27 protein-coding genes and 1 pseudogene are annotated in these 23,521 nt (G+C 68.3%); 18 read left to right on the top strand and 10 right to left on the bottom strand.

Annotation, left to right across the window (positions count from 1 at the left end; genetic code table 11):
- The 4 genes and pseudogenes from VNF71_01645 to VNF71_01630 form a co-directional block, all read left to right on the top strand.
- Positions 1-578, top strand: a 578-nt coding sequence (locus VNF71_01645) for a hypothetical protein (GenBank protein HVA73254.1), incomplete at its 5' end; no start/stop codon positions are given.
- Positions 579-690: 112 nt separating this feature from the next.
- The gene (locus VNF71_01640) at positions 691-1,032 is read left to right on the top strand and encodes a YciI family protein (GenBank protein ID HVA73253.1); all 342 of its coding nucleotides are present in this window, start codon (positions 691-693) and stop codon (positions 1,030-1,032) included.
- Positions 1,029-1,664 (top strand): sigma factor, encoded by a 636-nt coding sequence (locus VNF71_01635; protein ID HVA73252.1) that lies wholly within the window; start codon positions 1,029-1,031, stop codon positions 1,662-1,664. Before VNF71_01640 ends, VNF71_01635 begins: the two co-directional genes overlap by 4 nt.
- 12 nt (positions 1,665-1,676) lie before the next feature.
- Positions 1,677-2,255 (top strand): annotated as a pseudogene (locus tag VNF71_01630) (DUF6596 domain-containing protein).
- Here the strand turns inward: VNF71_01630 and VNF71_01625 are convergent.
- The gene (locus VNF71_01625; protein ID HVA73251.1) at positions 2,241-2,573 is read right to left on the bottom strand and encodes a hypothetical protein; all 333 of its coding nucleotides are present in this window, start codon (positions 2,571-2,573) and stop codon (positions 2,241-2,243) included. The pseudogene VNF71_01630 and the gene VNF71_01625 sit on opposite strands and share 15 nt — an antisense overlap.
- 168 nt (positions 2,574-2,741) lie before the next feature.
- Between VNF71_01625 and VNF71_01620 the strand changes: the two genes are divergently transcribed.
- From VNF71_01620 to VNF71_01580, 9 genes are all read left to right on the top strand, one after another.
- Positions 2,742-2,882: a hypothetical protein gene (locus VNF71_01620; protein ID HVA73250.1), complete on the top strand. Its 141-nt coding sequence runs from the start codon at positions 2,742-2,744 to the stop codon at positions 2,880-2,882.
- A gap of 141 nt (positions 2,883-3,023) precedes the next feature.
- A complete protein-coding gene (locus VNF71_01615) occupies positions 3,024-3,188 on the top strand; it encodes a hypothetical protein (GenBank protein ID HVA73249.1) in 165 nt (54 codons plus the stop codon).
- Positions 3,185-3,517 carry a type II toxin-antitoxin system PemK/MazF family toxin gene (locus VNF71_01610; protein ID HVA73248.1) on the top strand — a complete coding sequence of 111 codons (333 nt, stop codon included), beginning with the start codon at positions 3,185-3,187 and terminating at the stop codon, positions 3,515-3,517. Before VNF71_01615 ends, VNF71_01610 begins: the two co-directional genes overlap by 4 nt.
- A 369-nt stretch (positions 3,518-3,886) precedes the next feature.
- Positions 3,887-4,021, top strand: coding sequence for a hypothetical protein (locus tag VNF71_01605; protein ID HVA73247.1), 135 nt, complete (start codon positions 3,887-3,889; stop codon positions 4,019-4,021).
- Between the two features lie 339 nt (positions 4,022-4,360).
- The gene (locus tag VNF71_01600; GenBank protein ID HVA73246.1) at positions 4,361-4,954 is read left to right on the top strand and encodes a YqhA family protein; all 594 of its coding nucleotides are present in this window, start codon (positions 4,361-4,363) and stop codon (positions 4,952-4,954) included.
- A gap of 43 nt (positions 4,955-4,997) precedes the next feature.
- Positions 4,998-7,670 carry a cation-translocating P-type ATPase gene (locus tag VNF71_01595; GenBank protein ID HVA73245.1) on the top strand — a complete coding sequence of 891 codons (2,673 nt, stop codon included), beginning with the start codon at positions 4,998-5,000 and terminating at the stop codon, positions 7,668-7,670.
- A 30-nt stretch (positions 7,671-7,700) separates the two neighbouring features.
- Positions 7,701-7,826: a hypothetical protein gene (locus tag VNF71_01590; protein HVA73244.1), complete on the top strand. Its 126-nt coding sequence runs from the start codon at positions 7,701-7,703 to the stop codon at positions 7,824-7,826.
- 54 nt (positions 7,827-7,880) lie between these two features.
- Entirely contained in the window at positions 7,881-9,356 is a 1,476-nt protein-coding gene (locus VNF71_01585) for an FAD-binding oxidoreductase (protein ID HVA73243.1), read from the top strand.
- 14 nt (positions 9,357-9,370) lie between these two features.
- Positions 9,371-10,093, top strand: a complete 723-nt coding sequence (locus VNF71_01580; GenBank protein ID HVA73242.1) for an MBL fold metallo-hydrolase — start codon at positions 9,371-9,373, stop codon at positions 10,091-10,093.
- A gap of 246 nt (positions 10,094-10,339) precedes the next feature.
- Here VNF71_01580 and VNF71_01575 read toward each other — a convergent pair whose 3' ends face one another.
- Positions 10,340-10,570, bottom strand: coding sequence for a 4-oxalocrotonate tautomerase family protein (locus VNF71_01575; GenBank protein HVA73241.1), 231 nt, complete (start codon positions 10,568-10,570; stop codon positions 10,340-10,342).
- A gap of 262 nt (positions 10,571-10,832) precedes the next feature.
- On the opposite strand from VNF71_01575, the gene VNF71_01570 reads away from it, so the two are divergent.
- Together VNF71_01570 and VNF71_01565 are read left to right on the top strand one after the other, a co-directional pair.
- Positions 10,833-10,958 (top strand): hypothetical protein, encoded by a 126-nt coding sequence (locus tag VNF71_01570; protein ID HVA73240.1) that lies wholly within the window; start codon positions 10,833-10,835, stop codon positions 10,956-10,958.
- Positions 10,959-11,143: 185 nt separating this feature from the next.
- Entirely contained in the window at positions 11,144-12,463 is a 1,320-nt protein-coding gene (locus VNF71_01565) for an EAL domain-containing protein (GenBank protein ID HVA73239.1), read from the top strand.
- Between the two features lie 244 nt (positions 12,464-12,707).
- Here the strand turns inward: VNF71_01565 and VNF71_01560 are convergent, their stop codons facing one another.
- A complete protein-coding gene (locus VNF71_01560) occupies positions 12,708-13,007 on the bottom strand; it encodes a putative quinol monooxygenase (GenBank protein ID HVA73238.1) in 300 nt (99 codons plus the stop codon).
- Entirely contained in the window at positions 13,007-13,318 is a 312-nt protein-coding gene (locus VNF71_01555; GenBank protein HVA73237.1) for a hypothetical protein, read from the bottom strand. Before VNF71_01555 ends, VNF71_01560 begins: the two co-directional genes overlap by 1 nt.
- A gap of 37 nt (positions 13,319-13,355) precedes the next feature.
- Here VNF71_01555 and VNF71_01550 point away from each other — a divergent pair, with 37 nt between their 5' ends.
- Entirely contained in the window at positions 13,356-14,390 is a 1,035-nt protein-coding gene (locus VNF71_01550) for an aldo/keto reductase (protein HVA73236.1), read from the top strand.
- A 1,323-nt stretch (positions 14,391-15,713) separates the two neighbouring features.
- Here the strand turns inward: VNF71_01550 and VNF71_01545 are convergent.
- On the bottom strand, positions 15,714-16,652 hold the full coding sequence (locus VNF71_01545) for a TIGR03560 family F420-dependent LLM class oxidoreductase (GenBank protein ID HVA73235.1): 939 nt from the start codon (positions 16,650-16,652) through the stop codon (positions 15,714-15,716).
- Between the two features lie 142 nt (positions 16,653-16,794).
- On the opposite strand from VNF71_01545, the gene VNF71_01540 reads away from it, so the two are divergent.
- Both VNF71_01540 and VNF71_01535 read left to right on the top strand, forming a co-directional pair.
- The gene (locus VNF71_01540) at positions 16,795-17,970 is read left to right on the top strand and encodes a 4-hydroxybenzoate 3-monooxygenase (GenBank protein ID HVA73234.1); all 1,176 of its coding nucleotides are present in this window, start codon (positions 16,795-16,797) and stop codon (positions 17,968-17,970) included.
- Between the two features lie 27 nt (positions 17,971-17,997).
- A complete protein-coding gene (locus VNF71_01535; GenBank protein ID HVA73233.1) occupies positions 17,998-19,053 on the top strand; it encodes an aromatic ring-hydroxylating dioxygenase subunit alpha in 1,056 nt (351 codons plus the stop codon).
- Here the strand turns inward: VNF71_01535 and VNF71_01530 are convergent.
- Genes VNF71_01530 through pcaH form a run of 5 tightly spaced genes read right to left on the bottom strand, consistent with a single transcriptional unit; the run spans position 19,050 to position 23,519 of the window.
- Positions 19,050-19,850, bottom strand: coding sequence for an IclR family transcriptional regulator (locus VNF71_01530; GenBank protein ID HVA73232.1), 801 nt, complete (start codon positions 19,848-19,850; stop codon positions 19,050-19,052). The two genes, VNF71_01535 and VNF71_01530, sit on opposite strands and share 4 nt — an antisense overlap.
- A complete protein-coding gene (gene pcaD / locus VNF71_01525) occupies positions 19,843-20,991 on the bottom strand; it encodes a 3-oxoadipate enol-lactonase (GenBank protein ID HVA73231.1) in 1,149 nt (382 codons plus the stop codon). The genes VNF71_01530 and pcaD overlap by 8 nt, the downstream gene beginning before the upstream one ends.
- Entirely contained in the window at positions 20,988-22,334 is a 1,347-nt protein-coding gene (gene pcaB / locus VNF71_01520) for a 3-carboxy-cis,cis-muconate cycloisomerase (protein ID HVA73230.1), read from the bottom strand. Before pcaB ends, pcaD begins: the two co-directional genes overlap by 4 nt.
- Entirely contained in the window at positions 22,324-22,818 is a 495-nt protein-coding gene (locus VNF71_01515) for a hypothetical protein (protein ID HVA73229.1), read from the bottom strand. The genes pcaB and VNF71_01515 overlap by 11 nt, the downstream gene beginning before the upstream one ends.
- On the bottom strand, positions 22,815-23,519 hold the full coding sequence (gene pcaH, locus VNF71_01510; protein ID HVA73228.1) for a protocatechuate 3,4-dioxygenase subunit beta: 705 nt from the start codon (positions 23,517-23,519) through the stop codon (positions 22,815-22,817). Before pcaH ends, VNF71_01515 begins: the two co-directional genes overlap by 4 nt.
- Positions 23,520-23,521: the final 2 nt, after the last annotated feature.

Raw genomic sequence — 23,521 nt, 5'->3', positions numbered from 1 at the left:
CCGGGAGGGGCCTGAGGATGGTCGCCAGCATGGCGGCCAGGTGGGGCTACTTCACCACCGAGGCGGCCAAGACTGTCTGGGTCGAGCTGCAGGACGGCCAGGGCTACGAACCGGTCGCCCCGCTGATCGAGGTCGCCAAGCGGGCGCCGAGACCGGACGGGCGGAGACTGCGGTTCATCGGCGTTCCGGTGAAAGCGGCGGTGGCCAGCGGGGTGCAGATCGACGACCTGGTCCGGGAGCTGCAGATGCAGCCCGAGCTGCTGACGACGGACGAGTCCAAGGTCTTCTACGAGCTGCTCGAGCTGAGCGCGCCGGCCCGGCTCGTCGGCCGCCACCTCGCGTTCAGGGCCGCGTCGGAGGCGCTCGACCGCTTCGACGTGGAGCTGGTGGCGACTATCGAGGAGGTCGGCGCCGTCGCCGAGATCGGGCGCTTCCTCGACAACCTGGACGGCCGGTCGGTGGTGGAGTCCGGCCACGTGGCGCCCGAGGTCACCGCCATGCGGGCCTGGCTGTCGGCCGAGGCACGGGCCCAACTGCTCGAAGGCACGGAGCCGCAGCCCTACGCCGCGACCGGGTGATAGCCCCGTGACGCTGCCGGTCGAGCGGCGGAGGAATTCCCCCGGAGGGGTGTCCTTTCGGGAGCCGGCCGTTCGTCGTGGTGGTACAACTCACACCACAGGAGGAACCGCAATGAAATACGTGCTGCTGCTCACAAGGGGCGCCTGGCAGGACGAGGCGTCCGACGACGACAAGGCAGCCATCTTCGGCCAGATCGGCGAGTGGTTCGCCAAGTACTACGCCGACGGCACCATCGTCGAGGCGTACAAGCTCCGAGAGCCCCACACCGCGACCACCGTCGTGCTCGACCGGGGATCCTCCACGCTGATCGACCGCCCGCTGCTCGAGGCGAAGGAGGCCGTCGGCGGCTACGCCGTGGTGAACGTCCCGGATCTCGACGCCGCGCTCGAGCTGGCACGCAGCTTCCCCATGCCCGACGGCAAGGTCGAGGTGCGCCCCGTCGACGAGATGTGAGTACCTCCCGCGCGGACACCCGGTCGCTCATCGACCGGGTGTTCCGCGAGGAGGCGGGGCGCCTGACCGCCACCCTCGTGCGACTCGTCGGCGACTTCGACCTCGCCGAGGAGATGGTCTCCGAAGCGGTGGCCGAAGCCCTCGCCCGCTGGCCCCGCGACGGCGTGCCCGACCGGCCGGGCGCCTGGCTGCTCGTCACCGCACGTCACCGGGCGCTGGACCGCATCCGCAGGGAGAAGCGCTACCAGGGCAAGCTCGAGGCGGTTGCCGCGCTCACCGAGTCCGTCACCCGCGAACCCGACGACCGCATGCGGCTGATCTTCACCTGCTGCCACCCCGCCCTCGACCCCGACTTCCAGCTCGCTCTCACCCTCAAGGCGGTCGGCGGCCTGACCACCGCCGAGATCGCACGGGCGTTCATGGTCCCCGAGGCGACGCTGGCGAAAAGACTGACCCGCGCGAAGCAGAAGATCGTCGCAGCCGCCATCCCCTACCGGGCGCCCGAGCCCCACGAGATGAGAGAGCGCCTGCATCAGGTCCTCACGGTCATCTACCTGATCTACAACGAGGGGTTCTTCACCACCGCCGGCGACACCGGCACCAGGCGCGAGTTGGTCGACGACGCGGAGTGACTCGCCGGCCTCGTCGCCGGCGCCCTGCCCGACGAGCCCGAACCTCTGGCTCTGCTGGGGCTGATCCGCCTGAGCGTGGCGCGCTGGGACGCCCGTGTCGGCGCCGGCGGGGAGCTGGTCGTGCTCGCCGAGCAGGACCGTGGGTTGTGGGACGGGCGGGTGATCGGTAGCGCTGTGTCGTTGATCGAGCGGGCGGGCGCGATGGGCCGGCCCGGTCCGTTCCTGTTGGAGGCCGCGATCGCTGCGGTCCATTGCGAGTCGCCCAGTTGGGAGGAGACCGACTGGAAGCAGCTGCTGGCCCTCTACGACATGCTCGTCGCGATCGACCCTCCGCCGGTGGTCCGGCTCAACCGTGCGGTCGTGGTGTCGCACACCTCGGGTCCGGCGGAAGCATTGGAGGAGGTCGACTCGCTCGCGGGTGAGCTCGGCCGGTACCACCTGTTCCACGCGACGCGGGCGTCGTTGCTCCGGGAGTTGGGGCGCGACGCGGAGGCTGCCGCCGCTGACTCGGCGGCGCTGGAGCTGACGGCCAACCCGAGCGAGCGCTCGCTGATCAGCGCCCGGCTGGCGGCGTCACTACCCGCTCTCTGACTCCTCCCAGCCGACCTTGTCGGGCATGTCCAGCTCGTGCCAGAAGGTCACCTCCGGCTCGCCCTGCGCGCCGGTGGCCTGGATCAGCGGCTGGATGCGGGCACCGTTCTCCTCGAAGAACTTCTGGAAGCTCTGCGGGTCCGGCCACAGGTCCACGACCATGATCTGGCCGTCGTCGCTGCCGTAGAAGCGGTGGGCGATGATCCCGTGCTTCTTGGCACTTTCCATGATGGAGTCGAGAGCATCGCGACCGTTGACTCCCTGCTCCTCGAGCTTCTTCGGGTCACCTGCGACACGCATGGTCATGAGAACCGGCATGGAGCACCTCCTGGATGAATTGCTCCGGAGTGGCTTACCTGAGATTCCCCGAGGGAGGCTTCTAATTCGTCCGTTCGGTCCGCCCCTCTTCGACAGCCTGGCCGACGCGTCAACGGCTCGTCATGGCCGAACTGGCCGCCGGCGGGGACCAACCGAGGGAAGGGTCCGATGACCGCGCCTCAAGGCGTGGTGGTGCACATGGGGGCGGGGAACTACGAGGAGCCCGGTCGTTTCGACCCTGAACGCTTCGTCGGCAAGCCTCCGGACCCGGCTATCTGGTTGCCCTTCGGTGGGGGGAGCCGGCGCTGATCCGGCTGCGGACTACCACAGGACCGATGGACTGGGACCGGCGTAGCATACTCATGGCATACTTATGGCATCGCAAGGGTTCGTGTCAGCACGACAGTCGACGAGCAGCTCCTGGCCAAGGCCCGACGGGCACGGGCGGGCGTGACCGACGCGGTATTGATCGACGAGGCTCTCACCGCCCTGCTTGCCCGGCATCGTGCAGTCGAGGTCGACGCCGCTTATGCGGCATATGCCGAGCACCCCCTCGGCGAGGCGGACGAGTGGGGCGACCTGGCGTCATTCCGGGATGCTGCAGCCTCGTCGTGAGCACGCTTCCCGCCCGTGGAGAGTTGTGGTGGTGCGAACTGGCAGGCATCGGTCGCAGGCCGGTCGTGGTCCTGTCCCGCGATGCCGCCATTCCGCGATTGCGCAGGACGCTGGTCGGGCCGTGCACTACGACGATCCGAGGGTTGCCCAGCGAGGTGGTGCTCGAGCCGGGTGATGATCCGGTGCCACGGCGGTGCGCGGTGAACCTGGATTCTGTCGAGAGCGTCTCGGTGGCTGTCTTGGTCGAGCGGCTCGGCCGCCTGGCCGACGAGCGCATGCGGCAGGTCTGCGCCGCGCTTGAGATTGCCGTGGATTGTTCCGCCGGCTGAGCACAGGTCCCACACACGTTGGTCGGCGGGGCGGGCCCGCTAGGAGGCCGGCGTGACCTCGACTTCGACGCTACCTCGAAAGCAGATCAGCCTTCGACCAAGCACCTGGGACGGCTACCCGCGAAACATCGAGAGTCACGTCACCCCGCGGATCGGGCGCATGCCGCTCCGTCGCCTCAGGGGCGACCACCTCGACTCGCTCTACGCGAAGCTCTTGGACGACGGGCGGGTCGATGGCAAGGGCGGCGGTAGGGACAGATTAGGGATGCGCCACCCGGGCGTTAACGAGGCTCGCACCGGTGCGCGCGGCACGCTGGCGGCGTGGCCAAGACAGGTTCTCACCGACTCACCGCCGATGAGGAACGCCAAGTGCGTGAGGCGGAGGATCGTCTGCGGGCTCTGCGTCAAGACGCCGAGCAGGCACACGCCGAGGGACGGCTGGCTGAAGTGATCCGGGACACGCCGGGAGTGCGCCAGCAGCTTGATTCCGTCTCGGACGTCTAGCCAGCCGTATCCGCGGTGACCAGCGGGCATTGGGTCGAGGGACCACAACCTCACCGCAACCTCGCGGTCATCGAAGCGCACAGACTCCTGGGCCTCTGTGTCTATACCGACCTGTGAGGCCGCTGGCTCCGGTGGGGGCGGTGGCAACTCGGAGCAGCCGGTAGCCGGTGCCCGGATAGGCCGATTGGCCCTGGTAGATGGTCGGAGATGCCTCCGAGACTGGGATCATGTCACGGTCGAAACCTCGCTCGGCAGGCCCAGGAAGGTGCCGATCGAATACGGGCCTTCCGGCTTCGACCGGGGAGGCCGAACCATCGCCCCGACTAGTAGAGGCTTGGCATGGCCACCGGTAGCGACGAGCACACAAGCGCTGGGGTCGAACCCACGGAAGACACCCCGAAGTCCGAGTTGCACGGGCCGGCCGCCGGCCGCTCTCGGTTCGAAACCGGCTTCGAGCGGCTTCTAGGCGCGTCCCGCTTACTGGTGATGATCCCCGTGGCCGTTCTTGTCGCTGTGGCGCTGGGCGCCTTCGCCTACGGCGCCTACTACTTCGGTCGTTCGGTGCGAGACGTCATCGAGCATCCGGGGCCGGCGGCGGCCAACATCTCCGGCTTTCTGACGGTCATAGACCTGTTCCTGATCGGCGCCACCATGCTCATCGCCGCTATCGGCTTCTACGAGCTGTTCGTCAGCCGGGTCGATCCGCCCGGGGCGAGGCCACTTCCCCCGTGGCTGCTCATGCAAGACCTCAACGATCTCAAGGCCCGGGTGATCGCGATGATCGTCCTTGTCGCCGCTGTGTCTTTCATCGAGGTCCTGGTGGACTTCCGCACCGGCCGTGAGGTGCTCGAGTTGGGCATCGGCGTGGCCGTGGTGATCGCCGCTCTCACCGGGTTCCTGCGCTTCGGCAGCCAGAAGCGTGGCGAGGGGTGACCGGTAGGGCGGCGCTGAGTCATCCGCTGACCAAGGACTGCTAATGCTCGTCGCTCCCTCCGACCGGCGAACCGTGACCAGGCCGTGGCAGCGGCCCGCCGCCGAGGTGGCCGAGGTCGATCTCGGTGTCGATCCCGCCCGGGGCCTACCCGGCTCCCTGGCCGCGGAACGGCTCGCCGCCTACGGGGCTAACCAGCTGGGCGAGGACGCGCAGCGGCCCGCCTGGGCGGTGCTGGCCGGGCAGTTCATCAACACGATGTCGGCCGTGCTGGCCGCGGCGGCCGTGGTGACGGTCCTGATCGGCGACATCGAGGACGCGGTAGTGATAGGCGCGATCGTCGCCCTCAACGGGGTGGTCGGATTCATTCAGGAGTACCGAGCGCAGCGGTCCATGGCCGCGCTTCGGCGGATGGCCGGTGATCGGGCCACGGTCCGCCGCGATCGGTTCGTGATCGAGGTGCCCGCCGCCGACCTCGTACCCGGTGATGTGGTTCTGATCGCCGCCGGTGACATCGTGCCCGCCGACCTCCGGCTGGTCGACGCCCACGCCTTGAGGATCAACGAGGCCGCCCTCACCGGAGAGTCCGAGCCGGTGGCCAAAGGAACCGATCCCCTGCCCGGTGCCGACGGCGCCATCCTCGGCGACCTGGTCAACATGGCGTTCAGGGGGACCGCGGTGACCTACGGGCGGGCCGCTGGCCTGGTGGTGGCCACCGGCCAGGACAGCGAGCTCGGCCGGATCGCGACACTGCTCCACACCCACAGCGAGATCCCCACCCCACTCGAACGGCGCCTAACGGGCCTCGCCCGGCGCCTCGCCGCGGGTGCCGTCGCGGTGTGCGCAGTCGTCTTCGCGGTGGGAGTCGCACGTGGAGAGCTGGTACATACCATGTTCCTCACCTCCGTGAGTCTGGCGGTGGCCGCCATCCCAGAAGGCCTGCCCGCGGTCATCACCGTCGCCCTGGCGCTCGGCGCCCAGCGCATGGCCCGCCGTCACGCCATCGTCCGCAAGCTGACCGCGGTCGAGACCCTCGGCTCGGTGAACGTGATCTGCAGCGACAAGACCGGCACCCTGACCGAGAACCGAATGGCGGCAGAAAAGGTATGGACCGCAGCAGGCGAGTTCCGCATCGAGGGGCCTGGCTACGACCCGACCGGCTCTGTCGCACCGACACCGACCGCGCCGTACGACGAACATCTGGCCCGGCTCGCCCTCGTGGCCGCGGCGTGCAACGACGCCTCGCTCCGGGCGCCTTCAGCACCCGGTGGCGAGTGGCAGCTCAGCGGCGACCCCACCGAAGGTGCGCTTCTGGCGCTTGCCGGCAGACTCGGCAGCGACCCGGAGGTCATACGCGCCGCGTGGCCGCGCACCGCCGAGCTGGCCTTCGACGCCCAACGCCGGCGGATGACGACCATTCACCGAGCCGGGGGCAGGATCGTGGTTGCGACCAAAGGGGCGGTCGAAACCGTCCTGCCTCTGGTCCGCACCCAGGAGCGGGAGATCTGCGCTCGGGCCGCCGCCACCGCGGAGCGATGGGCCACCGAGGGCTTCCGGGTCCTGGCCCTGGCCGACCGGCATCTCGACCAGATCCCCGAGCGACCGGAAGCCGACCTGCACCTCGTTGGCCTGGTGGCCCTCGCCGACCCGCCGCGGTCCGAGTCCGCGGCCGCCATCGCCGCGTGCCGCGACGCCGGAATCCAGGTAGTCATGATCACCGGAGACCACCCGGCCACGGCCGCTGCCATTGCCGCCCGTATCGGAATCCCCATCGATGACGGGGCGGTCATGACCGGCGACGAGCTCCGCCGGCTCACAGATGACCAGCTGACCGGGCGAGTGCAGCGAACCCGGGTATTCGCCCGGGTCAACCCGGAACAGAAGCTGCGCGTGATCAACGCCTGGCACGCCCGCGGCGGGACCGTCGCCATGACCGGCGACGGCGTCAACGACGCCCCCGCCCTGCGCCAGGCCGATATCGGCGTGACCATGGGGCGGACCGGCACGGACGTCAGCAAAGAAGCGGCCGACATGGTCCTCGCCGACGACAACTTTGCCACCATCGTGCACGCCGTAGAAGAAGGACGGCGCATCTACGACAACATCCGCCGCACCGTCCGCTACCTCCTCACAACCAACTCCGGCGAGGTGTGGGTCATGTTCCTGGCCCCTATCCTCGCCCTGCCACTGCCGCTGGTCCCGGTGCAGATCCTGTGGATCAACCTGGTCACCGACAGCCTCCCGGCCATCGCCCTCGGGCTCCAGCGCGCCGAACCCGACACCATGCGCCGCCAGCCCCGAAACGCGAGCGAGTCACTATTCGCCCACGGTCTGTGGCAGCACGCCCTGCTCATCGGCATGCTGATGGCCGCCATCGTCCTGCCGCTCCAAGCGATCGCCCGAGCAGCCGGATGGCACTGGCAGACCATGGTCTTCACCACCCTGGCATTCCTCCAACTAGGCCACGCCCTGGCCGTCCGCTCAGAACTGCACAGCACGCTTCGCCCGAGAGACGCCCCCAACCGGTGGCTGATGGCCGCCGTCGCCGGAACCGTGGCCGTCCAGTTGGCACTCATCTACACCCCCGCCCTACACGGGATATTCCACACCGCCTCCCTCCGCCCGGCAGAGCTCGCCACCGTCATCGCCGCGTCGACCATCGTCTTCCTCGTAGTCGAAATCGAAAAGGTGGTGCGCAGGAGGCGGTCACCCACCTAGAAAGCCGATGCCTTCGCCAGGAACCGGCCGATGCTCGACTTGCACGAGACCGAGTCCGATCCCGGTGCCCGCCACCCAGCCGGCTTGGGGGCGTCGACTCTCCACGCCGCCTCCACGTCGTCTTTGTCGGATCTGCAGAGCGCGCCGCTTGGATGACCGCCGGTCCGGGGCCTGATGTCCGGTCCCGGTTTCGTCCCCCTGGAGGCAGTCATGAATTCCGTTCGCACCGAGACCCCGGCCTACCGTCGCGCACTGCTCGACGAGCTGCGCGCGCGAGTGCCCGGGACCGTCGCCGAGCCGCGTGAGCCAACGTATGAGGAGTTAGTCAGGCCGTGGAACCTGGCCGTGGAGATGCGCCCGGCTGCGGTTGTGGCGCCGCTGTCTGCGGCGGACGTGTCCGCGACCGTCGCGTTCGCTCGAGCGCAGAAGATGACGGTCGGCGTGCAGGCGACCGGGCACGGCGCGGTGAGCTCCCTGGCAGGGCACATCCTGCTTGTCACCGGGCACCTCGACGAGGTGACGATCCATCCCGAGGAGCGTTGGGCGCGGGTTGGTGCCGGGGTGAAGTGGCGGCGAGTCATCGAAGCGGCGGCGCCCTACGGGCTCGCCCCGCTGAACGGCTCCTCGAGCGACGTGGGCGTCATCGGTTACACGACCGGCGGCGGTGTCGGTCCGATGACCCGTACGTTCGGCATCGCCGCCGACCGCGTCCGCGCGTTCGATGTCGTCACCGGCGACGGCGTGCTGCGCCGGGTCACTCCCGACGAGCATCCGGACTTGTTCTTCGCGCTGCGCGGCGGCAAGGGCGCCGGCGGGATCGTAACCGCGGTCGAGTTCGACCTGCTGCCACTGGCCGGCTTCTACGGCGGCGCGGTCTACTTCGCCGGCGAGGACGCGCCGACGGTCATCGACCGCTGGCGGGCGTGGTCGCGGACTCTGCCGGAGCAGGCGACCACGTCGTTCGCGATCCTGCAGGTGCCGCCTGACGCGGCCGACGCTCCGCCCCCGCTCGTCGGCAGGATGGCGATCAGCGTTCGCTTCTTGTGGGTCGGCGACCCCGACGACGGGTCACGGCTGCTCGATCAGATGCGCACCGTCGCGCCCGTGCTGGTCGACGACGCAGCCGTGAAGCCGTACACGGAGGTGGACTCCGTCCACGCCGACCCCGTCGACCCGATGCCGGTGCGTGACCCGGCCATGCTGCTCACCGACTTCACCGACGAGACCGTGGAGCGGCTGCTCGCTGTGGCGGGGCCCGAGTCGGACTCACCGCAGATCATCGTGGAGGTTCGCCAGCTCGGAGGGGCGTACGCCCGCAAGGGTGCCCACCCCAGCGCGTTCGTACACCGTAGCGCCGCGTACAGCGTGCTGGCCGTGGGCGTCGCACTGGACCCAGCCGTCGTGCCGCACGCGCAGCGGCTGTTCGCGGCACTGGCAGACTGGGACACCGGCGGGGTCTGGCCGAACTACGGCCCACCGCACGACGCCACCAGCGCACGCCGCGCCTACGATGAGCCCACGCTCGCCCGCTTGGCCGCCGTTGCCGAGCGGTACGACCCCGACGGCGTGCTCGCCGCCGATGCCTTTGTCCGCGGGTCCGCGGCAGCGACCAGCATCTCGGCGCCGGCCCTTGCCGGATCGGGTGGCACATGCTGTGGTGATCGATCAGACTCTGTGGAGGCTTAGAAAAGGAGAGAAGCGTGGAGACGAAGGTGGACGAGATAGCGCCCGACATCTACCGCCTATCTACTCTCGTGCCGGAGATCGGGCCTACCGGCTTTACGTTCAACCAGTTCCTCGTGCTCGATGAGGAGCCGCTCTTGTTCCATACGGGCCACCGGTCGATGTTTGGCTCGGTACGTGACGCCATCCAAAGGGTCATGCCGGTGGAGCAACTGCGCTGGATCACCTTCGGGCATGTCGAGTCCGATGAGTGCGGCACGATGAACGAGTTCCTGGCCGTCGCCCCGCAGGCTCAGGTTGCCCACGGGGCCATCGGCTGCTTGGTTTCGCTCAACGAAATGGCGGATCGCCCGCCCCGGTCGCTCTCCGAGGGCGAACTTATTGACCTCGGGGCCAAAAAGGTTCGCCACATCGACACCCCCCACGTGCCGCACGGATGGGAAGCACGCGTGCTGTACGAGGAGACGACGGGAACCCTTTTGTGCGGCGACCTCTTCACCCACCTGGGGGACGGCCCGCCGCTGACCGAATCCGACATCGTCGAGGCGGCGTCGGAGGCCGAGGACCTGTTCCGGGCCAGCAGTCTGGCACCTGCCACGCCTAGCACCGTTGAGCGGCTGGCCGCGCTCGCGCCGCAGACCCTTGCCCTGATGCACGGATCATCGTTCACCGGTGACTGCCAAGGTGCCCTATTAGCCCTGGCAGCCGACTACCAGCGGCGTATCGAATCCTCGGTGTGATTCCGCCTCGCCGCGGACAGCCCCCATTCCGAACAACACACGGCCGTTAGACAACCGCGATGCCGAGTGGGGCGGGACCAAACCATCCACGCCTTCATTGTTGTCAAGCAGTCACCCACCACCTATCGAGAGAGCACCTTACCGTGAGAGATTTGCGAAGCTCGACAACCACAGTTTCCCTCACGGCAAGGCCACTCTCGCGTCTATCTCCAGCTCAAGAGCCGGGAAAATGGTGGAGCAGGATGGCTAAACGTTGGCGGGCTCGCCGCTCAGGAGCTCCTTGACACCTTCGGTCGTAATTGGGTCGCCACCCATAGTCCACTCTCCGCTAGCGACGTCCTGGATGACGACCCAGGTCACCGAACGCGCCCGCGAACCGACAACGTCGGCGAACACGTCGGTCATGCCTCGGGCAATCTTCTGCTTCTGCTCGGTGGTGAGCACCCCTTCCATCACCTTCACGTCGATGATCGGCATGGCTTGTCCTCCTTCGGCCGGGACCATCCCGAACCGAGATGTATCACAGGTGACTCAGGAGCAGGCTCGGTGGCGTTTGTCTGGAGATTGGATGGAAATCGCGCGCCACCCTTCTGACCGTTCCACGCCCCCTACGCCGGAGAGTCCCTGGGCATCCGCTCCAAGATCCCAAGTGCCTTCCGTGGCCTTCGCCACCGCTGGTACAGGCTCGGCCCTCTCTGGTTCCTTTCGGGCAAAATAACGACGCTGCAGGCTTCGCTTCATGCTGCGGACCGGCCAGTTGCCTCCACCCCGCTCCGACGCCGACCTCTCGACCGACGCCGGGGGTTTCGCTACCGAGGACCTTGGCGTCTCCTCGGAGCGGACTTCCACCGGCTGGCTGACGTGAACTTGCCGCTCGCTCACCTGATGTACTCCTCCGCCGGTTCTACACAGAGGTCTGTCTAATCGTCAGAGGCAGCCGTTGGCCGAAGTCAAGACGGCTTATCCTCGGAGGTATATGGGGCCCTTGGATCCCCCTCGAATGGCAAGTGAGGTCGGGGGCAGGTGTTGACCGACCAAGACCGAGTGTTGATGACGGAGCTCGACCGAGCCCTGCATGATGGTGGCCGCGGGCTCTCCGTCGTCTACATGCCAACGGTGTTGCTTGCCGATGCCAGCCCGACCGGTGCGGAGGCACTCGTCCGCTGGAATCACAGTTACTACGGGCCGATCTCGCCTGGGAAGTTCGTGCCCCTCGCCGAAGAAGCGGGGCTGATCGGGGCGTTGGGCGCGTTTGTCCGCCGTGAGGTGTTCGGTACCGCGGTCAGGCGCGCGTTCGCCTCTCAGAGGGTCTCAATCAACGTGTCAGGGCCTGAACTGAGCGACCCCGCTTACGCCGACACCGTCCTGGACGAGCTTGCGAGCACCGGACTGTCCGGTGGGCGGCTGTGTCTGGAAGTAACCGAAACGGGCCTGCTCACTGATCCTGGTGCCGCCTCGGAGACCTTGACCAGGCTGCGGGCGGATGGGCTATGGGTCGCCCTCGACGACTTCGGTACCGGACATTCCACCCTTAGCTACCTGACTACATTGCCGTGCGACATTCTCAAGATCGACCGTTCGTTTGTCGCCGATCTCGGGCATGACAGGCGCGCCGAGCACGTCATCCGGGCCATCATCGGGATGGCCTCGGGCCTCGACATGACCGTGGTGGCCGAAGGTGTCGAAACCGCCGATCAAAGCCATGCGTTGAGGCGCTTTGGCGTGACCGAAGGTCAAGGCTTCCTCTTCGGTCAGCCAGCGCCGGTCATGCCCACAGGTGCGGCAACACCGGCTGCGACGATGCGGGCGCGCGGGCGGTTGCGTCGTGGCTCAGAACTTGACCCTCAACTCCTCGTCGACCTGACCGCTGACCTGCAGTCCGCGATCGACCTCGACAGCGCGCTTGCCCTCACGCTGCGCACCGTGCGGAAAGTCGTCGCGTTTACCGGCGCAAGCATTCAACTCCTCGGCAGTGACGGAATCCGGCTGGGCGCGGCCTACCCACCGCCGACAGCCACTGCGCGGGCCGCTCGAATCCCGGAGGGCCAAGGCGTCGCGGGGGCGGTGATCGCGAGCGGCAAGATGCGCTACCTGGCTGACATCACCGTGCCTGCTGCAGCTGTCCCCGCGCACCGGCGGGCCGAATCGACATCACGGCACACGCGTAGCTATCTGGCGGTGCCGATATTCCTGACGGGAAAGCCGGTGGGGTTGCTGCAACTCGATTCCGTCGAACCCGACGCATTCCCCCCGCATGTAGCCCTCGTTCTCGCCACGGCCGCAGCCAACCTCGGCAACCTTCTCGGCCCTTACCTCCTCATCGGTGAGCCGCGGCAGGATCCGTGTGGGTCAGCTTCTGGAGCCCAGTAGGAGTGCGTTCCTCCCGGGACTGGTCGATCCACGACTCCCAATCGCATAGGTCGATTCTCAGTGTCTTCTTCCGGACCTCGACGGCTTGGAGTGCGAAGTGTGCGTCGCCAACCCCGACGCGGCTCCGGGCGTCTGTAACCCGACGATGACAACGTCCATCGGAGCGCAGATCGGCATCACCTCTGGCGTCCTCGCCGACCCGGCGTTCAGTAGCGCGCCGAGACGGACCGTCACATCGGCGGTCTCAGATCAGCTTGGTGGCCGACGCCACCTCGTACATGACGATCTCCGCCGACGTTGGCTTCGGCCTGTCTCCCGCCGAACGCGATGACTGTCCATTCAGGTGCTGCTGAAGGAGCTCCATCGACTCCCAGCGCTCCGAGAGCACGACCCGGCCCGAGTCGAGCGGGTCGGCGGCGAAGACGTACTCCAGACAGCCTGCCTCCGCCCGTGAGGCTCGCATCCCCTCGATGCTTGCCTCGATGAACTGGTCCCGTTCTCCCGGATCCACCACGAACACCCCCTGCACGATCACGTTTGTCATCACGCGCCTCCTGTCTCGATCTCGAAGCCTTCGTCCACCCAGCCCGTCATAGCGCCGATCATCTTCTTGACCGCCCGGCCGAGCTCGGCCACCCGGACGGCCGCCATGTCGGCCCCCTGGCGGTGGGGACCGGCACAGTAGACAACGCAGAGCGGCTCGGCAACGTACGGTTCCAGGTTCCGCTCGTTGATCCGCCGCCCTGTGGGAGGGCCAAGGCGTCCAGGGGCGTCGCCGCCGGCACCTCGGTCGCTGCGTTGCGGGTTGAGCATCCACCTGACGTCGCCGGAGTCCTCCTCAGGGTGTGCACCCATCATCGCTGGCCACCGGATGGGAGTAGTTTCCGGAAGTGTGAAATATCGCAATCTCGGCAACACTGGAGTTCGCGTCAGCCCTCTGTGCCTCGGCGCCATGATGTTCGGCTCGTGGGGGAACCCCGACCACGACGAATCGGTCCGCATCATCCGCTCTGCCCTCGACGCGGGAATCAACTTCATCGACACCGCCGACGTGTACTCGGCCGGTGAGTCCGAGGAGATCGTCGCCAAGGCCATCGCCGGCCGGCGCGACCAGCTCGTCATCGCCACCAAGGTCCACGGGACCATGGGGGAGGACCCCAACATGATGGGCAACTCCCGGCGTTGGATCATCCAGGAGTGCGAGCACAGCCTGCGCCGGCTCGGCACCGACTACATCGACCTGTACCAGATCCACAGGCCCGACCCCCACATCGGCATCGACGAGACGCTCGGCGCCCTCACCGACCTGGTGCGCCAAGGGAAGGTCCGCTACCTCGGGTCGTCCACGTTCCCGCCCGGCGACATCGTCGAGGCCCAGTGGGTGGCCGAGCGGCGGGGCCGGGAGCGGTTCGTCTGCGAACAGCCGCCGTACTCGATGCTGGTGCGGGGGATCGAAGCAGAGGTGCTGCCCCTGTGCCAGAAGTACGGGATGGGGGTGATCCCGTGGAGCCCGCTCGCCGGCGGTTGGTTGTCGGGCCGGTGGCGGACAGGGGCGCCGGACCTCACCAGCCGGCGGGCGTCGCGCATTCCGGCCCGCTACGACCTGACCAGGCCTGAGAACAAGGCCAAGCTCGACGCCGCGACCGCCCTGGCCGAGCTGGCCGACGAGTCCGGCATCAGCCTGATCCACATGGCGCTGGCGTTCGTCCTCGAGCACCCCGCGGTCACGTCGGCCATCATCGGGCCCCGCACGGCCGAGCACCTCGAGGGCCAGCTCGGCGCCACCGAGGTCCAGCTGCCGGCGGACGTGTTGGACCGCATCGACCAGATCGTCAAGCCGGGCACCAACTTCTCCCTCGCCGACGCCGGCTACGAACCGCCGGGTATTGCGGCGCCGTGGATGAGGCGGCGGCCCGTGCGCCCCTAGCAGCGGGGGGGCAGGCCGTCGACGACCATGGGCAGCCCCCATCAACCCTAGATGGCAAGGTGTCATCCATTGCATGGGCCGCCCCGACGCCCCGGAACCTCCTCTTGGCCGTCCACACTGGCTCTCAGAGCGGCCGACGGGCCACGGCCCCGACCACCTCCGTGGCCCGGTCCCTCCCGCCGCCATCGAAGCGCCGTTACACGGGCAGTCCAGAATTGGAATGCACTATCGATAATCAGAGCCCGGTGGCGGTCGGCCGGATACAGAACGGCACCCTCCTGCGTCGCCTCGCCGGCTCCCATGATCGACCGTGCAACAGTTCCCCAAGATGGCGTCAACGTGTCCGCCGTCCGGACGGTTGGATACGGGGTTCGACCGGGGGCGGCGGTGTTCCCAGTCTGGCGGAGGGGTGTGCAGCATGACCTTGTGTGCGTCATGCTGCACACCCCTTCAGACCTCGATAGTCATTGGCTCGCCGGCGCCGACCGCGGTGGAGGAGCATTGAGAGACCCGGGGCTGAGCCGGCGAAACGAGGGCTTTTGGCGCGGCCGGCTCAGCCGCTTCGGGTGTCGGATCGCTTGTCGCCGAAGCTCTTCCTGTTGGCTGAGGGCCAATTGATGAGCCAGATAGGGATGCATGTACATGATGTCACCTCCTTCGGGTGGCGTGCGGGCGAACGGGGGCACCAAGAGACCGAGCGCGGGAACGGACGACGCTCGACGGAGAAGACGCTTCGGTCAGGTTGGTTAGCCGGGGCTGGCGAGAAGGACCGCTCTAGGCCGTGATGGCAACCGAGGTGCCGAGGAGCATCGGGCCGTCGTAAGCCACGGTGGTTGCGGCAGTCATAAACGAGTCATTGGCCATTGCGCTCCTCCTTTCCATGTCGGTCAGGAGCATTTGTAACCGACGGGGTGCAGAAGGGGCCAGCGATTTATCGTCGCCAGCAACCGTGAGGCACCGGCGAGCTCCCATCGATCACTGTCCGAAAGGGGTCCCGCCGATTGAAGGCCACCGGGTGCCCGTGCAACGGGCTATCAAACGGCGGAGTTGCTATGGGTGAACCACCGTGCTGACCGGCCATTCCCAATAGTCAGACGACGGAGGTGGCGATGCCGAGCGCATCGCGGCCGACCGCGGCGTGCAGGAACTCGGTCATCTCGTCGGTCGGTCTGGGCTCACCGTAGAGGTGTCCCTGCAACAGATCGCAGCCGTGAGCGGTCTGGAACTCCGCCGGGAGTGTGGAGCAGAGTCTCTGAAGGGGCGTGGGACGCGGTCCGTTTCACCACGACCGAGCTTCACGACCCGATGAACGCCAAGTAGGCCTCAACGACCGCCCCAATGCGGCTGCACCTCCTCCCCGATGAGACGCAGATGGTCGAGGTCCGACAGGTCGAGCACCTGCAGGTAGCAGCGCTGCGCCCCCGACTCCGCGTACAGGCCAAGCTTGTCGACCACCTCGTCCGGCGACCCAGCGAGCCCGTTGCGCCGCAGCTCGTCCACGTCCCTGCCGATGGCCGCCGCTCTTCGCGCCACCTCCTGCTCGGTCGAACCGCAACACACGACCAGCGCGACCGACCACACGACCGACGCCGGGTCCCGCCCCGCAGCCTCACACGCCCGGCGCACCGCGTCATGCGTCGACCTCATCTGCTCACGAGGCACGAACGCTGTGTTGAACTCGTCGGCGAAGGTGGCGGCGAGCCGGGCGTTGCGGGTCCCGCCTCGCCCGCCCATGATGATCGGCGGGTGCGGCGACTGAGCCGGCCGCAGTGAGTCCGCCGCCAGGCTGACAGAGCAGGTGAACCCCTTGTGCTCGAAGGTCGCGCCCGCCGGCGCCGACCACACCCCGTGCAAGATGTTGAGCTGGTCCTCGAGCAGGTCGTAGCGCGCCCCAGCCGGCGGAAACGACAACCCGTACGCCTCATGCTCCGCCTCGTACCACCCCGCCCCGAGCCCCACATCGACACGGCCACCGCTCATGTGATCCACCTGGGTGACCACAGCGGGAAAGGTCCCGACCGCCCGGAACGTCACCGGGGTGACCAGCGTGCCCAGCCGGATGCGAGCAGTGTCCCGGGCGAGCCCCGCGAGGGTCGTCCACGCGTCGGTGTACTCCGGCAGCCCGCTGGCCGACCCCATCTTCAAGTAGTGATCCGAGCGGAAGAAAGCGTCGAACCCGCACTCCTCGGCCGTGCGGGCCACCGCGAGAAGCTGGTCGTACGAAGCGCCCTGCTGCGGCTCGGTGAAGATGCGGAGTCCCATGGGCCTCGTTCTAGCCAATTTTCTTTGGAAAAGAGGTTGACGTCGCGACACAGGGGTGTGCTTCGTGCGACATGCGCACACAGTGTCGGTGGCCGAACATCGGGCTTAAGATGGCCCCGATCCACAAGGGAGGGCCTGCCTGGTGCGCACCAAGGTCGGAATCGTCGGAGGGGGCCCAGCGGGGCTGCTTTTGGCACTCCTGTTGCAGCAGGCCGGCGTCGATTCCGTGGTCCTGGAAGCCAAGCCGCGCGAGTACGTCGAGAAGCGGGTGCGTGCCGGGCTGCTCGAGCAGAACACCGTCGACCTCATGCACCGGCTCGGAGTTGGTGACCGGCTGGCGCGCGAGGGGCTTCACCACACGGGCGTCTACGTACGCCGGCCGGGCCGCACGCAGCACATCGAGATGGAGAGGCTGACCGGTCGCTTCCTGACCATCTACGGCCAGCAAGAGGTCATGAAGGACCTCTATACCGCGGCCGGCGAGCGCGGCATCGACGTCCGCTTCGAGGTCGAGGACGTCGTGCTGCACGATTTCGACAGCGACCATCCGAGCATCGCCTTCACGGAGCAAGGACGCACGGTTACCGTCGAATGCGACTTCATCGCCGGCTGCGACGGGTTCCACGGTGTCAGCAGGGCCTCGCTGCCGGATGGCTCCTACACCGAGTTCGACCTCCAGTACCCCTTCGACTGGCTGGGCATCCTGGCCGAGGCGGCACCGGCGACCGACGAGCTGATCTACGCGTGGCACGAGAGGGGCTTCGCCCTCCATTCCATGCGGTCCGAGCACATCAGCCGCCTCTACATCCAGGTTCCTCCCGGCGAGGACATCGGGGCGTGGCCCGACGAACGCATCTGGAAGGAGCTGCAGATCCGGATGGCGTCGGAAGGTTGGGAGCTCAATGAGGGACCCGTCCTCGAGAAGGGCATCACCACCATGCGGAGCTACGTGTGCGAGCCGATGCAACTGGGGCGGCTCTTCCTCGCCGGCGACGCCGCACACATCGTCCCGCCTACGGGCGCCAAGGGCCTCAACCTGGCGGCCAACGACGTCCGCCTCCTCGCCGCCGCCCTCCTCGACTGGTACCGGGACGGCAGCACGGAAAGGCTCGAGGGCTACAGCTCGACTGCACTGCGCCGGGTATGGCGCGCACAGGACTTCTCCAATTACATGACGACTCTGCTCCACCAGCTCGGCGAGGGGCCCTACATCGAGCAGCTCCAGATCTCGAGGCTCAACTACCTGCAACGCTCGGAGGCCGCCGAGATGGTCTTCGCAGAGAACTACGTCGGCCTGCCCGCAACCGATGACTTCTGACATGGACTTCTGAAATGGACTACTGAAATGGAAACAGCACAGACAGAGCCCGATACGATGTTCGCTCACGACCGCTGGTACGTGGTGGCGCTGTCCAGCGAGGTGACCGCGGCCCCCCTCGGCCGGACCGTGCTCGGGGAGAACGTCGTGCTCTACCGCACCACCGGCGGCCGCCCCGTGGCCCTCGCTGACCGATGCCCCCACCGGCGCTTCCCCCTGTCACTCGGCCGGCTCGACGGGGACCTGCTCGTCTGTGGTTACCACGGCTTCACCTTCGACTGCGAAGGCACGTGCGTCGCGGTACCCGGGCAGGAGCAGATCCCGGGACGCGCGCGCGTGCGCAGCTATCCGCTGGTCGAGCAGGGCGTGTGGACCTGGATCTGGATGGGCGACCCGGAGCAGCCCGACCACGGGCGACTTCCGGTGACACCGTGGCTCGTGGACGGAGCCGACTGGCGGGTCGTCACGTCGATGGCGCCGTTGCAGGCGCGCTACATGCTCCTGATCGACAACCTCCTCGACCTCTCCCACGAGACCTACCTGCACGCCGGGTACATCGGCACGCCCGAGGTGGCCGCCACGCCCATCGAGGCCGACGTCGACGAGGAAGCGGGGATCGTGAGGGTTAACCGCCACATGCAAGACGTCGAGTGCCCTCCCTTCTATTCGCGCTCAACCGGAATCGAGGGCCGCATCGACCGCTGGCAGGACATCGAGTACTTCCCGCCCGGCTACTACCTCCTGCATTCGCGTATCGCCCCGTGCGGTGTGGCGCCATCGGCGGACGGCACGGACGCAGAAGCGTTCCACATGAAGATCAGCTACGGGATCACGCCGTCGACGGCGACGTCGACGTACGACTTCTGGGCGGTGTCGCGCGACTTCGCATTCGACGACGCGGAGATCTCCGACCACCTCTACAAGCTCAACGAGACGGTCGTGCAGCAGGATGTCAACGCCCTGAACGTCCTCGAGAAGCGGGTGAGCCGCGACCCCGACCCGTTCGAGTTGAACATCAAGATCGACCGGGGAGGGCTGGCCGCCCGCCGCATGGTGGAGCGGATCGTGCAGTCGGAGGGTTAGCGGCTGACCTTCCTCGGTGCTGAGCCGAGCGCGCCGAGGTCCACCTCTATGTGCCTCGCCGTCTCGAGCAACTTCGGTAGCACGCGGCGGCGAAGATGCTCGAGTGTCGCCCGGCTGGCATGCGCGGACATGTTCAGCGCAGCCACGACCCGTCCCGACGAGTCGCGGATCGGTACGGCCACAGAGCGCAGCCCGTCCTCCAACTCCTGGTCGACGACGGCGTAGCCCTGCGCCGCAATCTCGGCCAGCTCGGCCCGCAGCTTCGTCTTGTCGACGATCGTCCTGCCGGTCAACGGCTGAAGCTCCACCCGCCCGAGATAGGTGCCCAGTTCTGCAGCCGGCAGGTTCGCGAGGAGGACCCGGCCCATCGAGGTGGCATATGCGGGGAACCTGGTCCCGACCGCGATGGTCACGGTCATGATGCGCTGGGTCGGCACCCGGACGACGTACGCGACGTCGTCACCGTCGAGCACGGCGATTGAAGAGGACTCCTTCGTCTCGGCGACCAGCTGCTCCATGTGCGGCGCCGCCACCTCGTTCAGCCCGAGAGTCGACAGGTAGGCGTAGCCGAGCTCCAGGACTCTCGGGCGGAGCGAGAACATGCGGCCGTCGGAGTGCACGTAGCCGAGCTCGGTCAGGGTGAGGAGGAACCGCCTTGCCGCCGCCCGAGTCAGCCCCGTCTGGCGGGCGACCTCCGACAGCGTGAGCGACGGGCGGTCCGGCCCGAACGCCCGGATCACCGCGAGACCGCGTTCGAGCGACTGGACGAAGTCGTTGCTGCGGCCGGACTCAGTCACCGGCTCCGCCGGCTGCACCAGCATCGTCCTCCAGCACCCGCCGGGCGACAGCGAACGCCGAGTTCGCCGCCGGGACCCCGCAGTAGATCGCCGTCTGGAGCAGCACCTCCACGATCTCTTCGTCGCTCAACCCGTTGCGCCGTGCCCCGAGGAGGTGCATGCCGAGCTCGTCGAAACGTCCCATGGCGACGAGCATGGCCAGGGTGATGCACGAGCGGGTTCGCTTGTCGAGCCCTGGCCGGGTCCACACGTCACCCCAGGCGTAACGCGTGATCAGATCGACGAACGACGAGGTGATCGGGCCCGCGCCGGTCTCCGACGCTTCAACGTGCGAGTCGCCCAGCACCGCACGCCGCGTCGCCCTCCCGCGCTCCAGGGCGTCGCCCGCAAGGTGGTCGATCACGGCCGCATTGAACCTTCCGGGCTGCTCGACGTTGATGAGGTGGGCGCCCGGCGAGATCACCTGCAGGGAGCTGCCCGGGATCGCCTCGGCCAACGACGCTGCCACCGCGATCGGCACGCCCGGATCCAGTGAGCCGGCGAGCACGAGTGTCGGGGCGGTGATGGACCCGAGGTCCGCGCTCAGGTCCACCTCCGACAGTGCCTCGCAGCACCCGGCGTAACCCTGTGGGCTTGCCGTGTCGAGCATCGAGGCGACCAGCGCAACCGCATCCGGGTGAACACCCGCGAAACCCGGGGTGAACCAGCGGCCGAGCAGCGCGGAGAGGAGGTCGGCGGGCCGGCCGGTTCGCATGGCCTCGATGCGTCCCGCCCACATCTCCTTGGGCGGCCAGGACGCCCTGCTGCACGCGATCACCAGCCGGTCGACCCGCGCGGGGTGGTTGATGGCGAGCCACATCGCCACGGTTCCGCCGAGCGACAACCCCATGACCGAGGCCCGTTCGAATCCTGCCGCGTCCATGACCGCCAGGAGGTCGCGACCCAGATCGTCGACGGTCCACGCGCCGTCCGGGGTTCCGGCCCCGCCGTGGCCGCGATGTTCGTAGCGGACGACCCGGAACCGCTGGGTGAGCGCGGGCATCTGCGGTGCCCACATGTCCGCGCTGCACCCCAGGGAGTTGCTGAGAACGAGAGCCGGGGCGCCGGGCGGCCCGTCGACGCGCACGCCCTGGAGGCTCATCGCGACATCTCCGCGTGCCGGGCGAGGACCCGGTCGATCCACACCTCCGACGAGCCCAGGTAGCCCGCCGGGTCCATCAGGTCCTCGAGCTCCGGGGCCTGGATCACTTCGGCAACCCGGGGGTCCGACATCAGCGAGGCCACGAGCGCGCCGGCGGAGGTGTCCGTCGCGCGACGCCCCGCCTCGGCGACCGCCGCCGCGGCCTCGGAGCGACCCATCCGCGGGGCCAGCGCGAGGCTCACCCGCTCGGCGAGCAGGAGCCCGGCCAGGGCGCGCACCCGCTCCGCCATGGCACCGGCGACGACCTCCAGGCCGCCCACGGTCTCCGCCGTGCGAGCGACCGCTCCGCCGGTGAGAGCGAGCAGTTCCCCGAGCGACTGCCATTCGACGGGCCAAGAGGTGACGTGGCGCTCGTGCTCGCCGGAAAGGGACTCGAAGAAAAGACAGACCAGCGCGTGTGCCCGGCGGGTAGCCGCGCCGACGGCCGCGGCGCCGACGGGGTTGCTCTTGTGCGGCATCGTCGAGGACCCACCCTGTCCCGGCCCGCCGGGCTCGAACGCCTCGCCGACCTCGTGCTGCATGAGCAGCGCCACGTCGCCGGCGATCTTCGCGGAAGTCCCCGCGACGAGACCGAGCGCGGCGGCCAGAGAGGCGGTTCGCTCGCGCGCGGTGTGCCACGGCATCACCGGTTCCGGCAGGCCGAGCTCGCCGGCGAACGCCGACACGACCTCGGGGCCGCGGGAGCCGAGCGAGGCGAGAGTCCCCGCCGCCCCTCCGAGCTGCACGGCGAGCCCGTCGACTGCCGCCGCCAACGCCTGCCTGGCGTCGATCACTCCGCCCAGCCAGCCGGCCGCCTTCATCCCGAAGGTGATGGGCACTGCGGGCTGCAGCAACGTCCTGCCCGCCATGACCGTCGAGCGGTGGCTGTCCGCCAGGGTCGCGCAGCTGTCGGCCAGGCGGAGGAGGCCGGCGTCGATCACGCGCCCCGAGCGCCGCGCCACGAGCACGGCGGCGGTGTCGAGGATGTCCTGGCTCGTCGCCCCCCAGTGCACGAAGTCGCGCGCGCCGGGGCCGACAACTTCCCTCAGTCTCGACACGAGCGGAATGACGGGGTTCCCTCCGTCGCGTGCCTGTCTGCCGATCTCCTCGACGTCGAACGCCTCGGACTTGCAGCCGGCGGCGATCGCAGACGCGACCTCCGCGCTGATCACACCCGCGTGGGCCTCCGCCCGGGCGAGGGCGGCCTCCGCGTCGAGCATCGCGGCCAGCCACGCGCTGTCGCCCGTCGCGGCCAGCAGCTCGTCGGTGGTGACGATGTGCGAGAAGAGATGGTCAGTAGGCAAAGAAGACTGTTTCCCGGGGGCCTTGCAGGTGCAGGTCGAAGCGTAGGCACCCGTCCTTGCTAACAGCGACGAGGGTCGCCCGGCGGTCCTCCGGCACCTCCGCGAGGACCGGGTCGGAGGCATTGGCCGTCTCCTCGTCCGGGAAGTAGATGCGTGTCACAACCCGCTGCAGGAGGCCGCGCGCGAACAACGACACGTCGACATGCGGCGCATCGCCCTTGGCGCCGGGCGCCGGCTTGACCGTCGTGAACCGGAACGAGCCGTCGGCCCCGGTCAGCGCGCGGCCGAAAAGGGGGGGCTGCCAGATCTCCACGACGGCGTCGGGCACGCCCGCCCCGGCGCCGTCGTACACGGTGCCCACCAGCTCGATCGCCCCCGGGGAGGCAGGATCCACCAGGTCCGGCGCGGCCATCCATTCGAGCCCGAAGCTGAAGAAAGGACCGATCGTTTGGGACGGGGTGGTTTGGGAGGGGCTCTCGCTCACGCCGGCTCCTCGATTGGGGTCGCCAGATGACCACCGACCACGATGTCGAACCGGTATCCGAGGGCCCACTCCTCCTCGGTCGTGGACCAATCGAACGACGAGATCAGCCGCCCGCGGGCGCGTTCGTCGCGCACCGAGTTGAAGATGGGGTCGAACTCGAGGAGGGGATCGCCGGGAAAGTACATCTGGGTGACCAGTCGCTCGGTGAAGACCCGGCCGAACACCGAGAAGTGGATGTGGCACGGCCTCCACGCGTTGGGGTGGTTGCCCCACGGGTAAGCGCCGGGCTTGATGGTCACGAACCGGTATCCGCCGTCTGGCCCGGTGATGCAACGCCCGGCGCCGGTGAAGTTCGGGTCGAGAGGTGCAGGGTGCTGATCGACCGCGTGGCGGTACCGCCCTGCGGCGTTGCACTGCCACACCTCCACCAGCTGCCCGGCGACGGGGTGCCCCCCGGAGTCGAGCAGCCTGCCGTTGACGTTGATCCTCTCCCCTATCGGCTCCCCGCTGTGCTGGCGGGTGAGGTCCGCGTCCTCGGGTCCCACGCGCCCCTCGCCGAGCACCGGACCGTCGCGGTCGATCATCCCCGGTGCCAGCATCACGAGGGGCTGCTTGGGTGCCCGTGCCGACGTCGAGCGGTACTCCGGCGAGTCGTACGCCGGATCGATCACGAGCGAAGGCTTTCCTGCCACGGCGGTCACGT

The sequence above is a fragment of the Acidimicrobiales bacterium genome (assembly GCA_035533095.1).
Classification (GTDB): domain Bacteria; phylum Actinomycetota; class Acidimicrobiia; order Acidimicrobiales; family Palsa-688; genus DATLUM01.
Note: the sequence above shows the minus strand (reverse complement) of the source record. Positions and strands in the feature narration are given on the sequence as shown.

Excerpts from the sequence above, each read along its gene's own strand:
- VNF71_01575 (HVA73241.1), bottom strand. The coding sequence starts at position 10,570 with ATGCCGATCATCGACGTGAAGGTGATGGAAGGGGTGCTCACCACCGAG.
- VNF71_01560 (HVA73238.1), bottom strand. The coding sequence starts at position 13,007 with ATGACAAACGTGATCGTGCAGGGGGTGTTCGTGGTGGATCCGGGAGAA.
- VNF71_01590 (HVA73244.1), top strand. The coding sequence starts at position 7,701 with ATGCTCGACTTGCACGAGACCGAGTCCGATCCCGGTGCCCGCCACCCA.
- VNF71_01600 (HVA73246.1), top strand. The coding sequence starts at position 4,361 with ATGGCCACCGGTAGCGACGAGCACACAAGCGCTGGGGTCGAACCCACG.
- VNF71_01545 (HVA73235.1), bottom strand. The coding sequence starts at position 16,652 with ATGGGACTCCGCATCTTCACCGAGCCGCAGCAGGGCGCTTCGTACGAC.
- VNF71_01585 (HVA73243.1), top strand. The coding sequence starts at position 7,881 with ATGAATTCCGTTCGCACCGAGACCCCGGCCTACCGTCGCGCACTGCTC.
- VNF71_01555 (HVA73237.1), bottom strand. The coding sequence starts at position 13,318 with ATGGGTGCACACCCTGAGGAGGACTCCGGCGACGTCAGGTGGATGCTC.
- VNF71_01535 (HVA73233.1), top strand. The coding sequence starts at position 17,998 with ATGGAAACAGCACAGACAGAGCCCGATACGATGTTCGCTCACGACCGC.
- VNF71_01640 (HVA73253.1), top strand. The coding sequence starts at position 691 with ATGAAATACGTGCTGCTGCTCACAAGGGGCGCCTGGCAGGACGAGGCG.
- VNF71_01620 (HVA73250.1), top strand. The coding sequence starts at position 2,742 with ATGACCGCGCCTCAAGGCGTGGTGGTGCACATGGGGGCGGGGAACTAC.
- pcaD (HVA73231.1), bottom strand. The coding sequence starts at position 20,991 with ATGAGCCTCCAGGGCGTGCGCGTCGACGGGCCGCCCGGCGCCCCGGCT.
- VNF71_01625 (HVA73251.1), bottom strand. The coding sequence starts at position 2,573 with ATGCCGGTTCTCATGACCATGCGTGTCGCAGGTGACCCGAAGAAGCTC.
- VNF71_01565 (HVA73239.1), top strand. The coding sequence starts at position 11,144 with ATGACGGAGCTCGACCGAGCCCTGCATGATGGTGGCCGCGGGCTCTCC.
- VNF71_01570 (HVA73240.1), top strand. The coding sequence starts at position 10,833 with ATGCTGCGGACCGGCCAGTTGCCTCCACCCCGCTCCGACGCCGACCTC.
- VNF71_01595 (HVA73245.1), top strand. The coding sequence starts at position 4,998 with ATGCTCGTCGCTCCCTCCGACCGGCGAACCGTGACCAGGCCGTGGCAG.